At 60.8% G+C, this 15921-nt stretch carries 13 protein-coding genes; 11 read left to right on the top strand and 2 right to left on the bottom strand.

What is annotated here, in order from left to right:
• Positions 1 to 253 precede the first annotated feature (253 nt).
• The 5 genes from SBC1_RS18265 (at position 254) to SBC1_RS18285 (ending at position 6677) form a co-directional block, all read left to right on the top strand.
• Positions 254 to 745 carry a polyhydroxyalkanoate granule-associated phasin gene (locus SBC1_RS18265; protein WP_241202167.1) on the top strand — a complete coding sequence of 164 codons (492 nt, stop codon included), beginning with the start codon at positions 254 to 256 and terminating at the stop codon, positions 743 to 745.
• Between the two features lie 122 nt (positions 746 to 867).
• Positions 868 to 1641: a class I SAM-dependent methyltransferase gene (locus tag SBC1_RS18270; protein WP_165100062.1), complete on the top strand. Its 774-nt coding sequence runs from the start codon at positions 868 to 870 to the stop codon at positions 1639 to 1641.
• A 168-nt stretch (positions 1642 to 1809) separates the two neighbouring features.
• Positions 1810 to 3786 carry an acyl CoA:acetate/3-ketoacid CoA transferase gene (locus tag SBC1_RS18275; RefSeq protein ID WP_165100058.1) on the top strand — a complete coding sequence of 659 codons (1977 nt, stop codon included), beginning with the start codon at positions 1810 to 1812 and terminating at the stop codon, positions 3784 to 3786.
• A gap of 102 nt (positions 3787 to 3888) precedes the next feature.
• A complete protein-coding gene (locus tag SBC1_RS18280) occupies positions 3889 to 5553 on the top strand; it encodes an acetolactate synthase large subunit (protein WP_165100055.1) in 1665 nt (554 codons plus the stop codon).
• Complete coding sequence (locus tag SBC1_RS18285; protein ID WP_165100052.1) at positions 5550 to 6677, top strand: zinc-dependent alcohol dehydrogenase family protein; 1128 nt, start codon at positions 5550 to 5552, stop codon at positions 6675 to 6677. The genes SBC1_RS18280 and SBC1_RS18285 overlap by 4 nt, the downstream gene beginning before the upstream one ends.
• Positions 6678 to 6793: 116 nt before the next feature.
• On the opposite strand, the gene SBC1_RS18290 is transcribed toward SBC1_RS18285, so the two are convergent.
• The gene (locus SBC1_RS18290; protein ID WP_165100049.1) at positions 6794 to 7102 is read right to left on the bottom strand and encodes a putative quinol monooxygenase; all 309 of its coding nucleotides are present in this window, start codon (positions 7100 to 7102) and stop codon (positions 6794 to 6796) included.
• Positions 7103 to 7356: 254 nt separating this feature from the next.
• Here SBC1_RS18290 and SBC1_RS18295 point away from each other — a divergent pair, with 254 nt between their 5' ends.
• The 5 genes from SBC1_RS18295 (at position 7357) to SBC1_RS18315 (ending at position 12892) form a co-directional block, all read left to right on the top strand.
• Positions 7357 to 8124 (top strand): DUF3348 domain-containing protein, encoded by a 768-nt coding sequence (locus tag SBC1_RS18295; RefSeq protein ID WP_165100046.1) that lies wholly within the window; start codon positions 7357 to 7359, stop codon positions 8122 to 8124.
• 10 nt (positions 8125 to 8134) lie between these two features.
• Positions 8135 to 10489, top strand: a complete 2355-nt coding sequence (locus SBC1_RS18300) for a DUF802 domain-containing protein (RefSeq protein ID WP_165100041.1) — start codon at positions 8135 to 8137, stop codon at positions 10487 to 10489.
• The gene (locus SBC1_RS18305; RefSeq protein WP_165100037.1) at positions 10486 to 11133 is read left to right on the top strand and encodes an OmpA family protein; all 648 of its coding nucleotides are present in this window, start codon (positions 10486 to 10488) and stop codon (positions 11131 to 11133) included. The genes SBC1_RS18300 and SBC1_RS18305 overlap by 4 nt, the downstream gene beginning before the upstream one ends.
• Positions 11126 to 11821, top strand: coding sequence for a DUF2894 domain-containing protein (locus SBC1_RS18310; protein WP_243830305.1), 696 nt, complete (start codon positions 11126 to 11128; stop codon positions 11819 to 11821). Before SBC1_RS18305 ends, SBC1_RS18310 begins: the two co-directional genes overlap by 8 nt.
• A 270-nt stretch (positions 11822 to 12091) precedes the next feature.
• Positions 12092 to 12892, top strand: coding sequence for a PhzF family phenazine biosynthesis protein (locus SBC1_RS18315; protein ID WP_165100034.1), 801 nt, complete (start codon positions 12092 to 12094; stop codon positions 12890 to 12892).
• Between the two features lie 56 nt (positions 12893 to 12948).
• On the opposite strand, the gene SBC1_RS18320 is transcribed toward SBC1_RS18315, so the two are convergent.
• The gene (locus tag SBC1_RS18320) at positions 12949 to 14319 is read right to left on the bottom strand and encodes an MFS transporter (RefSeq protein ID WP_165100030.1); all 1371 of its coding nucleotides are present in this window, start codon (positions 14317 to 14319) and stop codon (positions 12949 to 12951) included.
• Positions 14320 to 14695: 376 nt separating this feature from the next.
• Between SBC1_RS18320 and SBC1_RS18325 the strand changes: the two genes are divergently transcribed.
• Positions 14696 to 15826, top strand: a complete 1131-nt coding sequence (locus SBC1_RS18325; RefSeq protein WP_165100027.1) for an MBL fold metallo-hydrolase — start codon at positions 14696 to 14698, stop codon at positions 15824 to 15826.
• The last annotated feature ends 95 nt before the right edge of the window (positions 15827 to 15921 follow it).

Raw genomic sequence — 15921 nt, forward strand, 5'->3', positions numbered from 1 at the left:
GCCAAGAGCTTGGCCCTATGCTCAAATAAATTGTTGCAACGCAGCATTTATGGGCCTATGCTCTAAGGAATCCGCTACTGGTTTAACGCTCTTATTCTTGTTTGCCACTGCGAAACAACTAAGGTTTAGCGACAGTCTTTTCTGCAACAGACACATTTCTGACATATCAGTTGACCAGTCGCGATGTTCCTTTCATTACGATTGATATTTTTATTAGGTATCCGTATCAGATAGCTTAATCCTGGAGCACTTCATGAATTCCTGCACTTTCTCGCCGTCTCTCGGTGAGCTCTCGACGAACTGGTTACGCCTTTTCACTGACACCTGCGAAATGCTCAGCGCGACCACCCGCGTCGTTAAAGTCCGCACCACTCGCATGGCGATGGCTGGCCCGCTGCCCACTGAGCGGGACCGGGTTGAATTCAGTCTGATGAGCCGGGAAAAGAGCGAAGCAGCGTCCGAATCGATTCAGGCAATGGGTTCAGGATTCGTGAGCTTGGGCATGACACTGGCAAGGGACACTAGCAAACACATCTGGGCTACGTCGGAAGCGGCGTCGGCCCTGGCGTCAAGTCGATCCGCCGCGCAATGGATTGAATGCCAGGCTGCGCTCTTGAAGATCGCTGCAACATCTCCGGCCGATCCTTTGCAATTGGCCAGTTCGACGGCCCGTGTAGTCCGGGAAAGCCTCGCACCTATTCACGAGCGTGCAACAGCCAATGCCAAACGTCTGGATGGGCTTTGACACCCGCCGTCTCAGGGCCGCCGCTTCGTAATGAGCAACAAACGGAGCATCAACAAGCGCGCCCTCACAGCGTCGACAGTTGCTCGTTGATTCCGTGCAAACTGGACGGTGTGTCAGAAACCATGCTGTGGACGCTTTACGATCGTGCGTGCGAAGCGCGTCGGCCTGACGGCATTCTCGCCGACCCCCACAGCGTGCGCATCTGCAATGCTATCGACTACGACTTCCAGCGTCATTTTGGAGAACCCGTCGGTTCGTTTGCTGCGCGAGCGGTAAAGATCGACCAACTGTTGAAACAATGGCTCGAACGCCATCCGAATGGCCTGATCGTATCCCTTGGCGAAGGCCTCGAAACGCAGGCTCACCGCGTGGACAACGGCCAGATGCGATGGGTCACAGTCGATCTGCCGGCTGCAATCGAACTGCGTCAGCACTTTCTCCCTTCGTCCGAACGCTTCCGCCACGTTGCCGCGAGTGTGTTCGAGCCGGGTTGGATTGAAGAGATTGAACCAGGCCCCGATCTATTCATCGTTGTCCAAGGCCTCTTCATGTATCTGGAGCCTGAAGCGGTGAGACGCTTGTTTATCAAGATCACGGAGCATTTTCCAGGCGCAGAGATCGCGTTCGACATCATTCCGCGGTGGTTTTCCCAGCTCACCCTGTGGGGTGTCATGCAGACGCCACACTATCGACTGCCGCCTATGCCCTGGGGTATCAATAGCGATGAAATAGCGGCGCGCCTGCGCGGTTGGTCGTCGGCCATTGCTGCATTGAGCGTGCTTGAGTACCGCGTCCCCCGTGGTTGGCCAAAGATAACGGAGGACCTTTTCCGTATGAATCCGCTAACAAGAGGCCATTTACCTTGCCTGGTCCATGCCGAAGTTCGACATCACTGACCGCGTCTGGATTGGCGGTTAGGCTGCCCCGGAATGAATGTTGCGGCAATCACGCAAGCTGATAATGGTTGCCGAAGGGTTGCCGAAGAGAGGATGCCGACCCTCTTTTTTGAAAGCGGCATCGGTAGCAGTAGCGATCGCATATTCACCTCTTCTTCGAGCTGCGCCATGAAAGACAAGATTGTCACCGCTGACGAAGCGGTCGCGCTGATTCGTGACGGCGACAGCGTCTGCTGCTCGGGCTTTGTTGGCATCGGTACCCCAGACGAACTGATCATGGCGCTGGAGCGGCGCTTCACTGGCGCTGGTGAACCGCGCAATCTGACCCTGGTGTTCGCCGCCGCACCCGGTGACGGCCGGGACCGGGGGCTCAACCGCCTGGCACTGCCGGGACTGGTCAAACGTGCGATCGGTGGACATTGGGCGCTGTTGCCGAAGCTCGCTCGCATGGCGACCGATAATCTGATCGAGGCGTACAACCTTCCGTTGGGGACGATGTCGCATCTGTATCGGGACATCGCGGCGCACAGGCCCGGTACGCTCACGCAGGTCGGATTGGGCACCTTTGTCGATCCGCGTCACGGAGGCGGAAAAATCAACGCCAGCACGACCGAAGACCTGGTGAGCACAATTGCCATCGACGGCAAGACCTGGCTCTTCTACAAGGTCTTTCCGCTTAACGTGACCCTGATTCGCGGCACCACGGCCGACCCCGAAGGCAACGTCACGATGGAACGCGAGGCGCTCGTGCTCGACGCCATGGAGGCCGCCATGGCCGCCCATAATTCGAACGGGCTGGTGATCGTCCAGGTGGAACGGATCGCCGCGAGCGGGACGCTCGATCCGCGGGCCGTGGTAGTACCGGGAATCTTTGTTGACCGTGTTGTAGTTGCCCGCCCTGATACTCACGCCCAAACGTACGGGACTGCGTATAACCCTGCGTTCTCCGGCGAAATGAAGGTCCCGTCGGGAACCATGGAAAGCCCGTTGCTCGACGAGCGAAAAGTGATCGCACGTCGATGTGCCTTCGAGCTACCGCTCGGCGGCGTAATCAATCTTGGTATCGGGGTTCCTGAAGTTGTCGCTGCCGTGGCCGCGGAAGAACAGCTGCTCAGCCACCTGACGTTAACCGCTGAACCTGGCGTTATCGGCGGCACCCCGCAGGGCGGCTTGAACTTCGGCGCCGCCATCAACATTGATGCCCTGCTTCATCAGAACCAGCAGTTCGACTTCTACGATGGTGGAGGGCTGGACCTTGCTTGTCTCGGCATGGCGGAGATCGATCGATGCGGAAACGTGAATGTCAGCCGCTTCGGGCCGCGACTAGCCGGTGCCGGCGGGTTTATCAACATCAGCCAGAACGCCCGTAGCGTGATATTTGCGGGAACGTTCACGGCCGGCGGCCTCGATGTAGTGGTCGAGGACGGACGTCTGCGTATTCTCTCGGAGGGTTCGAAGAAGAAGCTCGTCGAGTCTGTCGAGCAGATCACATTTAATGGATCGCTTGCTGCGCAACGCGGTCAGTCCGTGCTGTATGTGACCGAGCGGTGCGTCTTCCGGCGCGTGCCTGAAGGACTCGAACTGACGGAAATTGCACCCGGCATCGATATTGACCGCGACATTCTTGCCCACATGGACTTCGCTCCCATCGTGCGCAATGTGCGATTGATGGACCCTCGAATTTTCTTGCCACAGATCATGGGTCTGGCAACGATGCTACTCGATCTGCAGATGAGCGACAGGCTCAGCTACGACGCCGGGCGCAACACCATGTTCGCGAACTTCGAAGGTATGGCGATCCGCTCGAACAGCGACATCGAAAGCGTTCGGCGTGTGCTTGAGGCATTCTGCGAACGCATCGGCCACAAGGTTTCGCTAATGGTCAACTATGACGGATTTCGGCTGGATGAGTCGGAGGCCGATGCGTACTTCGAGATGGTCAGGCAGTTGCAACTCAAGTACTACAGCTCGGCGACTCGCTTCACTACCAGTGCATTCATGCGCATGAAGCTTGACGCTGCATTCAGCGAGCTCGATTCCGCATCGCATGTTTGCGAAACACATGCGCAAGCAGCCGCTCATGCGACGCGCCAACTTGAGGACATTGCGCACGGCCCGATCGGCGAACCCGGCGCCGGCACGTGACACCCGGCCGATTCACGCTCACGCCGCAATGGCAAGAACCCGGCACTTCCATTCATTCGACCCACGATTTAGCTGTGGTTTAAAGAAACAAGGTGACTATCCATGAAAGCATCCGACCTGTTCGTCAAGGCACTGGAAAATGAAGGCGTCGATCGGATTTTCGCCGTGCCGGGCGAAGAAAATCTCGACGTCGTCGAGTCGCTGCGGCGCTCCAGCATCGAGTTGATCCTGACCCGCCATGAACAGTCTGCAGCCTTCATGGCGGCGACCCACGGCCGCCTGACGGGAAGGCCGGGCGTCTGCATGGCTACGCTCGGTCCGGGCGCGCTAAATCTGGTCACCGGCGCCGCCTACGCGCATCTTGGCGCCATGCCAATGGTGCTGATTACCGGACAGAAACCCATCATGACGGCGCACCAGGCGCGGTTCCAGATAGTCGACATTGTCGCCACGATGAAGCCGCTGACCAAGGCGTCCCGGCAAATAGTCAGCGGGAGCAGTATTCCCACCGTGGTGCGCGAAGCGTTCCGGCTGGCCGCGGAGGAGCGGCCCGGCCCGGTCCATCTCGAGCTGCCTGAAGACGTGGCCGCCGTTGAAGTAAGCGACGAGGTGGCGCTCGTTCCGCTGCATCCTGTGGAGCTCCCGGTGGCTCAGGAGGCTGCCATCGAACGGGCTGCGGCTTTGCTGATGAACGCCGAGCGTCCGCTGGTCATGTTCGGTGCCGCCAGCAACCGGCCGCGGCTCGTGGGTCAATTGACCGAGTTCATCCGGCGCACTGGCATCCCGTTCTTCAACACCCAGATGGGCAAGGGCACCGTTGCCGCCGTCGGCCAAAACGAGGCCAGCGAGCTCTGGATGGGAACGGCCGCGCTGAGCGCGCGCGACTACTTGCACGAGGCGATCGACCGCGCCGACCTGATCCTCGCGATCGGCCATGACACCGTCGAAAAGCCGCCGTTCATCATGGGGCCCAAGGGACCGAAGGTCATTCACGTGGGTTACACGCCGGCGCATGTCGAACAGGTGTTTTTCCCGCATGCCGAAGTGGTGGGCGACCTGGGCCTGAGTCTCGCGCGGCTCGCTGATCAGGTTCAAGGCAAGCTTCCGAACGCGGCTGCGCTGGCGCCGCTGCGCGAAGGCATCTTGCGGCGCACGATGGACCGGGCACAGGAATCACGCTTTCCGCTGACCCCGCAACGTATTGTCCACGACGTGCGCGAGATCATGCCGGCCGACGGCATCGTGGCACTCGATAACGGCATGTACAAGATCTGGTTCGCGCGGTGTTACAGGACCCGCAGCGCCAACACGCTGCTGCTCGACAACGCATTGGCGACCATGGGGGCGGGCTTGCCGTCGGCCATGATGGCGGCGCTGCTCTATCCTGCCCGGCGCGTGATGGCGGTATGCGGCGACGGTGGCTTCATGATGAACTCGCAAGAACTCGAGACCGCCGTGCGGCTTAAGCTCAACCTCGTTGTCCTGATCATTCAGGACGATGCCTACGGAATGATCCGATGGAAACAGGCCGTCGACAACTTCGCTGACTGGGGTCTCACTTTCGGCAACCCCGATTTCGTCAAGTACGCGGATGCCTATGGCGCTAAAGGACGGCGCGTTGAGTCGGCCGAAGCACTGGCGCCAACGCTGGAAGCGGCGTTCCGCGAAGGCGGCGTGCAGTTGGTCATCGTTCCGGTCGACTACTCGGAGAACACCCGCGTACTCGTCGAGGAACTCAAAAACCGGGTGATGGAGGTCGCACAATGAAGATCAAGGTAGCAGTCCTGCAGGCGATGGGCGCAACACCGCCCTACGCCGTCTCCCGCCCTTTGCATATCGAAGAGATTGACCTGGCACCGCCTGGCGCCGATGAAGTGCTGATCAAGATCGCCGCCGCCGGCCTGTGTCACTCCGACCTGTCCGTGATCAACGGAGACCGGCCACGTCCAATGCCTATGGCGCTCGGTCACGAAGCCGCGGGTGTTGTCGAGGAACTGGGGGCAGGCGTGACCGACCTCCAGGTTGGCGACCATGTTGTCGTGGTGTTCGTGCCGAGCTGTGGCCACTGTGCGCCTTGTGCCGAAGGCCGCCCGGCCTTGTGCGAGCCGGGCGCCGCGGCAAACGGTGCCGGCACGTTGCTGTCCGGTGCGCGCCGTCTCACACGCGGTGGTGAGCCCTTGAATCATCATCTCGGATGTTCGGTGTTTGCCGAGTACGCGACCGTGTCGCGCCGCTCTGTCGTCAAGATAAATCCCGCCGTTCCGCTGGACGAAGCCGCGCTGTTCGGGTGCGCCGTGCTTACAGGTGTCGGCGCGGTTGTCAACACCGCGCAGGTCAGGGTCGGCGCATCGGTTGCGGTAGTCGGCCTCGGCGGTGTTGGCCTGGCGGCGCTTATTGGCGCGCAGGCAGCGGGCGCCCGGCAGATCGTCGCAATCGACTTGTCCGACGCCAAGCTCGAGCAGGCGCGCGCGCTGGGCGCCACGCACACGGTGAACGCCGGTCGGGCCGATGCGATCGATCACGTCCGCGCGCTCAGTTCCGGTGGCGTCGAGTTCGCCTTTGAGTTCGCCGGCTCGATCAACGCGCTGGACCTGGCTTATCGCATTACGCGCCGGGGCGGTTCGACCGTCACAGCCGGGCTGCCCCCGTCAACCGCGCTTTGGCCACTTCCCGCGGTCAGCCTTGTAGCAGAAGAACGCACCCTCAAGGGCAGCTATATAGGCACATGCGTGCCTTCGCGCGACATCCCGCGCTACATCGATCTGTATTTGCAGGGGCGTCTGCCGGTGAACAAGCTGCTCACGGGGCGCCTTAAGCTCGATGAGATCAATCTTGGTTTTGACCTGCTACACGAAGGTAAAGCGATTCGCCAGGTGGTGGTATTTGAATGACGCCGGGCGGATCTCGCACGGCGCACCGGATGCAGGACCTTCACCGTCTCGCTGATCATTCATGGGCTCGGCGGCCATCTACGCTGCGCCCGGCGTAGCCGATGCAAGCCGGCGCCTTAGCAGGCTTGCAGCACATTGATGACGCGGCTGGCGAGCAACGGCTTGGTGTTGCGCGCGTATTCGGCCATATGCGCGGAGGCGCCATGCGCCTTTAACGCTTCGGCGCTTTCCCAGCGTTCGATCACCGCAAATGTGTCATTGCCAAGCGGCGTCTGAATCGCTCCGAAGCCAGGTACGTCGACCACCGCTTCGTAGCTGATGCAGCCATTTTCCGCCAGCACCGCTGGACGATTCTTGCTGAATAGTTCAAGCACCGCGTCGCGTGAACCGGGCAGTGCAGTGATCGTGGCAATGACGTGAATCATCCGGACATTCTCCTTTCGTGATTTGGCATGGATTGCCGCTCATAATCATAGCCGCGTCCGGTTAGGCATGCTGGCAGCGCCCCATTACCACGCTGACCAACACTGCCGATGGCCAGGAACGAGCGCGAAATTCCGTCATCGTTAGCGGCATGTCGAGCACCCTGAAATTCCACACTCGCGCGCCCCGCTTTTCAGGACACGAAGGCGGTCATCGCGTCCGCGTGTAAACTAGCGGACTTTTTGACTCTGGTGGTATGGTGCAAGCCCCTCAGCGCACAGCTTTCAGCGGCCCGACGCTCATTCGCCTCCTGGCTCGCCTGGCAGATGTCGAAGTTACCGAATCGAGGCAATCGCTTTCGGACAGGCTGAGCCAATGGATCCACTGGACAGACGCCATCGCGCTGTCCACGGCGCTCAACGGCAATCCGCCTGGCGTACCCTCCGGCTACGGCGCGCAAGCCGTTGGCAGCGCGGAGGAGACCGAGTGCGCCCGCGTGCGCAGCACGTTGGTTAATGCCATTGTCGGCGGTGGTGCGTCTGCCGCCGACAAGCGGCACGGGTCGGCGCAAACGGCATCTCATGGAGCCTCCATGAACGCTGCCGTCGACTACCCGGCTTTTCGTCAGATCTATCTGTCTATGCAGCAGACGATGGAAACGGGCATCGGCAACCTGCGTGGCCGTCTGCGGGCGAAGCTGGCCGCCAGGACGCCCGCTATGAGCCGGCTCGCGGAGGTGGATGCCGTCATGGAGCGTGCGCTGAGCCCGCGCGAGCGGAGTCTGCTGGCCACCGTGCCCGGGTTGCTCGGCGGGCACTTCGAGAGGTTGCGCAAGGCCGGGCGGGAGACGCTGGCCGACGCCGACGCCGATGCCGATGCCCAGGCGCCAGAGGACGCCCCTACGATCGCGCCGGGCGCTTGGCTGAACGTGTTCCGCAAGGATATGCAGAGCGTGTTGCTGGCCGAACTGGATCTTCGTTTTCAACCGGTCGAAGGGTTGCTCGCGGCCCTTCGCACCCGCTAACTGGGACGCTATGTCCAGATATCTGAATCTTGTCGTTTTTTTGGTAGGTCTGGCCGCTGTTTGCTGGATCGGTGCCGGCTACGTCGGCTCGAACGCGCTGGCGCTGGCCGTCACTATGTTGATTGCCGCCTGCTATCTGGCCGGCGCGCTCGAGTTGCAACGCTACAGCCAAGCCACGTCCACCCTGGCGCGTGCGGCAGCGGACCTGTCCGGACCACCGCCCGGCCTGGGCGCCTGGCTCGACCGATTGCATCCCAGCCTGCGCAATTCGGTGCGCCTGCGCATCGAGGGCGAGCGTGTGGCCCTGCCCGGCCCGCCGCTTGCGTCTTATCTGGTCGGCTTGCTCGTGTTGCTGGGCATGCTGGGCACGCTCCTGGGCATGGTGGCAACCCTGAGGGGGACAGGGCTGGCGCTGGACAGCGCGACCGACATCGAGGCTATCCGGGCGTCGTTGGCCGCGCCGGTGAAGGGGCTCGGATTTGCGTTCGGCACCTCGATTGCGGGTGTGGCCACATCCGCCATGCTTGGGCTGCTTTCCGCGCTGTGCCGGCGCGAGCGGATCCAGGCCGGGCAGATGCTCGACGTGAAGATCGCGACCACATTGCGCATCTACTCGCAGACCCATCAGCGCGAGGAAACCTTCAAGCTCCTGCAACGACAGGCCGAGGGGATGCCTGAGTTGGTCGATCGGCTGCAGATGATGATGGCGGCCATCGAGCAACAGAACCTCGCCGTCAACGCGCAGCAGATGGCAAGCCAGGAGGCCTTCCACGGCAAGGCCGAGGCAACTTACGCCCGGCTCGCTGCATCGGTGGAGCGGTCGTTGAAGGAAAGCGTTGCCGACAGCACCCGCGCCGCCGGCGCGGCGCTGCAGCCGGTCATGGAGGCCACGATGGCGGGCCTTGCCCGCGAGACTGCTTCCTTGCACGCCACCGTCACGCAGGCCGTGCAGCGGCAACTCGACGGGCTGTCGAGCGGTTTTGAGGCAAGCACCACCACCGTGGCCAGTATCTGGAACGAGGCACTGGCGGGACACCAGCGATCGAGCGAGGCGCTGGTCCAGCATCTGCGCACCTCACTGGATCGATTCACCGAAACCTTCGAGCAACGTTCGGCGGGCTTGTTGGAGGGCGTCGCCGCTCGCCTGGACGCCACGGCCGGCAGTGTGTCCGCGGCGTGGAACGAAGCGCTGTCACGGCAAGAAAGCGCCGGCGAGAAGCTGGCGAGTCACAATCAGCAGGCCTTGACCGAGGCCGCAGCGATCTTCGAGCAGCATTCGGCGTCGCTGCTGCATACCGTGGGCCAGTCGCAGGCGGACTTGCAGGGCGAATTGGCATCGCGGGACGAGCAACGGCTCGCGGTCTGGACCGAGACGCTCGGTTCGATGGCGGCTACGTTGAGCCGCGACTGGGAGCAGGCGGGCACGCGCACCGCGAGCCGCCAGCAGGAGATGTGCGACACGCTGGCACAAACCGCACGCGACATATCTGCCCAGACGCAGGCGCACGCCAGCAACACGATCGCCGAAATCGACCGGCTCGTACAAGCTGCGTCCGAAGCCCCCAAGGCCGCGGCGAACCTGCAGGCGGAATTGGCATCGCGGGACCAGCAGCGTCTGGCGGCCTGGACCGAAACGCTTGGTTCAATGGCCGCTACGCTCAGCCGCGAGTGGGAACAGGCAGGTACGCGCACCGCGAGCCGCCAGCAGGAAATTTGCGACATGCTGGAGCTAACCGCGCGAGACATATCGGCTCAGACGCAGGCGCACGCCAGCAACACGATCGCCGAAATCTCCGGGCTCGTTCAAGCGGCATCGGAAGCGCCCAAGGCTGCTGCCGAAGTCGTTGCCGAACTGCGCCAGAAGCTGTCCGACAGCATGGTCCGCGATACCGCCATGCTCGAGGAGCGCAGCCGTCTGCTGGCAACGCTCGAAACCTTGCTCGATGCCGTGAACCATGCGTCCACCGAGCAACGCTCAGCCGTTGATGCGCTGGTCGCGACGTCGGCGGGTCTGCTGGAGCGTGTGGGCACGCAGTTCGCCGACAAGGTTGAAACCGAAACCGGGAAGCTTGGCGCCGTTGCCGCACAGGTCACAGGCAGCGCGGTCGAGGTGGCGAGCCTGGGCGAAGCATTCGGCATGGCCGTACAGTTGTTCGGCGATTCGAATGAAAAGCTGGTGACTCACCTCCAGCGTATTGAAACCGCGCTGGACAAATCACTCGCGCGCAGTGACGAACAGCTTGCCTATTACGTGGCGCAGGCTCGGGAAGTCATCGACCTGAGCATGATGTCGCAGAAGCAGATTGTCGAAGACCTGCAACAGCTCGCCGGGCGGCGCGCGTCTGCCGGAGCTGAAGCCGCATGAGCGAGGATATCGACGGCGGCATGGAGACGACCGCGCCGATATGGCCCGTCTTTGCCGACTTGATGTCGGTGCTGCTGGGCGCCTTCATGCTGATCATGGTGGGGGTCATCGGCGTGCAACTGGAGCTGTCTTCCAAGCTTGAACATGAGGTCAGGCAGCGGCAGATGGAAACGCAGCGCCGCAAGACCCTGGAGCAGGCGCTGGCCGGGCCATTGGCAGCAGGCCGGGTGACGCTGGTCAACGGGCGTATTGGCATTAACGGCAGCGTGTTGTTCGCGCTCAACTCCGATCAATTGCAGCCCGAAGGCCGCGACGTATTGAAGAGCCTGGCCGGGCCGCTGACCGCTTATCTCCAGGCCAACGACCAGATCCTGATGGTGAGCGGTTTTACCGATGACCGGCAGTTGCGGGAGAGCAACCGCCGCTTTGCCGACAACTGGGAACTGTCGGCCCAGCGCGCGTTGACGGTAACTCGTGCGTTGATTGATGCGGGCATCCCCTCCTCCTCGGTATTCGCGGCCGCGTTCGGCTCACAGCAGCCCGTGAGCTCCAATGCCGACAACGAAGGACGGGCGAAGAATCGGCGAGTGGAAATAGCGCCTGTCCCAAGGCCGTCGAGCGCAACGGTGAAGTCCGGTGAATAGCGACGTTGACGGTATAGCAAGCGGTGGAACGAGCGGCGTCCGCTCGACGCTCGATGCATGGCGCGAGCGCGGCGCCGATCGGCTGGATCCCATTCGATTTCATTTTATTGAAGCGCTGGATCGGCGAGCGGCCAGCCACAGCGGCGAGGCACGACGTATCCTGGATGATAAGCTATCCAAACTGATCGTGGCTTATGCCAATGATTACGCCAATGATTACGCCAATGATTACGCCAACGATCTCGAGAACGCCGCGTCGCAAACTGCCCATGCCGGCGAGTCCGCCCACGGTGCGCTTGCCGGGCTGATCGAGTACATGAGCCACCGTGCGCCGGTGAATAACCACGGCTCCACCGCTAGCCACGCCTTGCCTCGCCCCTCCTCCTATCCGGAAATGGAGGTGCTCGATTACTTCAGGAAAACCTGGACCAAGGTCAGTGCCGAGAAACAGTTTCGGCAGTCACTTGCGCAAGTGCCCGGGAATGCCGGTCCGCTCAATTCGAGCAGCCTCGTGCATCGTTCGCTTTCGCTGATGCGCGAGTTGTCGCCCGGGTACCTGCAGCAGTTCTTGTCGTACATCGACGCCTTGTCGTGGATGGAGCAGATGAACGGCGGCGGCGCGTTGCCGGATAAAGATGCGCCCCGCTCCGGGAGCCCTCGGAAAAGTACGCGAGGCAAACCTCGCTAGCGCCGCGTACGTCCAGAGACTGCCGTTCATTGGTTGAATCCAGTTTCAGCGGGATCATTGATCCCGTTGGCCCGGGTTCGTGCTACGACACTGAGCCGGGATGCCTGCGGCATTTACCGCACCACGCAATCCACCGTGGCGCCCCGCGCACAGACACCCGTGCCCGGCATCGCAACTGTACATGTTCACCGGATTAACGGGCTGATATTGTATTCAACGAACTGGCCTGCTGGTTGCCGACTAACCTACCGCTTGGAACAGGAGCATCTCGTGAAACTGCCGATCTATCAGATTGACGCATTTTCGGACAAGGTCTTCAAGGGCAACTACGCTGCGGTGGTGCCGCTCGAACGCTGGCTGCCCGACAGCTTGATGCAGGCGATTGCTACCGAGAATAATCTGTCTGAAACAGCATTCTTTATGCGAAATGCTGACGGCGCGTTCGACATCCGCTGGTTTTCGCCGCTCACCGAAATCGCCTTTTGCGGACACGCGACGCTGGCAAGTGCCTATGTGATCTTCAAGCAACGTGATGATCTGGAAGTCATCGAGTTTTTCGCGAAAGCGGTCGGTCGGCTTACTGTTAGCCGTATGCATGACGGCCTGATCGAAATGAGCTTCCCACAGCGCCGGCCTGAAAGACTGAACGAGATACCCGCAAACCTGATGTTGGGGCTTTCCATACGGCCTCAAGAAGTGCTGATAAACCAGCAAGCCTACGTCGTCATCTACGAAACAGAACGCGAGGTACGATCCGTCGTACCCGAACTCAATCTGCTGTCCACACTCGGTCCACTCGATGTCGTCGTGACGGCGCGCGGCAACGAACACGATTTTGTGTCCCGCTACTTCTGGCCTGCCAACGGCGGCGATGAAGATCCGGTGACCGGATCCATTCACGCGGCGCTTGCGCCATTCTGGTCCGAGCGTTTGGGCAAGGCCGAACTCGTGGCCATGCAGGTGTCACGCCGCACCGGATTGCTTCATTGCCGCGTACAAGCCGACCGGGTGTATATCTCCGGTCAGGCTGTTCAATATCTTGAAGGGACGATCGACGTCCCGGAAGCGTAAGCAATAAAGTCCCCTTTACCTCGGCATATTGATGCAAGCCGCGGCAAGCTGATTAATCACGTGGCTGGGGTGGCGTGTCCGCGGTCGCCCTTCTTCCACGCGTCGTCGTATTCCCGCGAGATGTCCTTGTTCGTGTAATCGCCTAGCCGCGAAGCGGCAATCAGGCTGACCACCGCGCACACAAGGATATAAGCGGCGATTGCATAGCCCGAATGGTAGTAAGCGAAGAGCGCGGTCGCAATCAGCGGCGCAGGGCCGCCGGCAATGAGCGAAGCCAGCTGGTAGCCCAACGACGCGCCGCTGTAACGCAACCGCCCCGTGAAGGATTCAGCGATCAACGCGGCCTGGGGTCCATACAACATGGAATGCGGTACCAGCGAGAGCACAATGGCCGCGAAGATCCACATAGGATCCTTGGTGTCGATCATCGCAAAATAGAGGAAGCCGAATACGCCGACAACGGCGGCGCCGATCATGTACATCCGCCGCCGCCCTATCAGATCGGACACGTGACCGAAGAGAGGGATCGTAACGAATTCCAGCACTGAAGCCACCAGCACTGCCGTCAGCAACAGGTTGCGTGTCGCCCCCAGGGTCGAGATGCCGTAGGTGAAGACAAAGGCCGTAAAAATATAAAAAGGCGCCTGTTCGGCCATGCGTGCAAACGCCGAGAGAAGGATGTCCTTCGGCTGGCGGCGCAGTACTTCGAGCATCGGCGTCTTCTCGATCTTCCGTTCAGCCAGGAGCCGCGCGAAGATCGGCGTTTCGAGGATATTCAAGCGGATGTAGAGACCGATCCCGACCAAGACGATACTCAGGAAGAAAGGCACTCGCCAACCCCACGTGAGGAAAGCGCTGCCGGAAATCTGACTCATGGCGAGCACTGCCAGATTGGCCAGGAATAGCCCCGCCGGCACCCCGAACTGCGGCCAGGAGGCGACGAAGCCGCGATGCGCGTTGGTGCGTGCCCATTCCATCGACATCAAGACCGATCCACCCCATTCACCGCCGACACCCACTCCCTGAATGAAGCGCAGCACCGTGAGCGCGACGGCGCCCCAGATGCCTATCGTTGCGAAGGTGGGCACAAAGGCCACGGCAAACGTAGCGAGCCCCATCAGCAATAGCGTTACGACCAGCGTGGCCTTGCGTCCGATACGATCGCCGTAATGGCCGAAAATGGCCGCGCCAACTGGCCGTGCTACAAAGCCGACGGCATAGATCAGAAAAGCCTGCAATGTGCCGACGAGCGGTGCGGACCCTGGAAAATACAGCTTCGCGAAAACCAGGCCGGTGACCGTACTGTAGAGGAAGAAGTCGTACCATTCGATCGTGGTGCCGATCGTGCTTGCGATGACGGCGCGGCGCAGCTGCCGCCGCGCCTCCTCATCGGAGAGGGGTATTGCCCCTGATTGCGTGGCAGCCATTTGGAACCTCCCTGAGAAAAAGGGCGATATCAAACATAGACAAGTTACCCGATGAGAGGTTCCGGTGGTGCAAGGTGCAACCGGCAAGAATACGCAGCGATAAATATAACAGTAAGCCATTTTTATAATTACATTTACCGTTCAATGAATGTGCGCGATCGCGCATTCGCTTCAACCTTCCCGCTTGCTTCAGGACGCATTCGCCTACCATCCATAAGCACTCCGTCTCACCGTTTATGACTGCACTCGTGAGCGGGTGTCAATCTGAAGTGCTTTCCCGTAACCGCGCCGCTATCCCTGGTAATCAATTGATTGCTTCTTGGGATGAGCAGGCGTTGGCTGCATTCACTTTGATAAGACCGACGGAGGTTAGGCAATGGACGAAAGATATTTGGGTAGCTGGTCGCGTCGCCGCGTACTGCGCGCTGGAGGGTTGAGTGCGCTAGGTGTACTTTCAGGTGCGCTGCTCGGCGAGTCGCGCGTTGCGTTCGCCGAGCCCCTGACCGGGCCCGTACCTGTCGTCGATAAAGTATCGATTCGGGTCATCACCGATTCGTCTTATTCGGCTCTGGAAAGTAGTCGTCGCGTTGGCGACGTTGACGTGCAGCGCTTCGGCTTGCCCCTCTCACAAGATCAGAGCCCGCGCCTCTCGATCGAGAACGAATGGGGCCTCTCCCTGCATGCCGAGTCCTCGCAAGGAGCGCAGAGCAGGCAGATATTGATCGACTTCGGCTATACGCCCGAGACGTTGAACAATAACATTGGCCTTCTGAAAATCGACCCGGCGCAACTCGACGCGCTACTGCTCACACACGGGCACTACGACCACTTTGGCGGCATGGTTGGCTTCCTCCAGGCCAACCGCGACAAGTTGAAAACGCGGCTGCCAATTTATCTTGGTGGCGAGGAGTGTTTTTGCACACGCGAGATTGGCGTTCGCCAGTTCGGCTCGCTCGACCGGCAGGCAATGCGTGACGCCAACCTGAACATCGTCTTCGCGGAACGTCCCGCCGTGGTGGCGGGTCACGCGTTCACCACGGGTTGGATTCCCCAGACTACGTTCGAGAAGCCGCTCAATCCCAGCACCATGACCGTCGGCGTACTCAATGGCATGGGCTGTGCCGCCGACAAATTGCCGCTGGACAAACAAAGTGCGACGTCGATTCCCGACGATTTTCAACATGAACAGAGCACGGTTTATCTGGTGAAGGATCGAGGGCTCGTGGTACTGACATCGTGCGCGCACCGCGGTGTTCTCAATACCGTCAAGACAGCGATGAAAGTGTCGGGTGTTACCCGGGTACACGCGATCGTAGGCGGCTTTCATCTTGCGCCGCAACCACCGGAGTATCAGCAGGCCACGGTGAACATGCTCAAGGAGATCAATCCAGACTACGTGATCCCGATGCATTGTTCTGGCGAAGCGTTCTACGCGATGGTGACTCAGGCAATGCCAGGAAAAGTCCTTTGGTCATCAACTGGCACGCGCTTCACATTCGGCGCCTGATAGCTCGAGTAGCCCTCCCCGAGACGAAATCAATGGGCATTTCGGACGCCGTTCGCAGTGCTCGACGGCAGGTGTCCGGGGAGGGCTCAACCAGG

Source organism: Caballeronia sp. SBC1 (genome assembly GCF_011493005.1).
GTDB lineage: Bacteria > Pseudomonadota > Gammaproteobacteria > Burkholderiales > Burkholderiaceae > Caballeronia.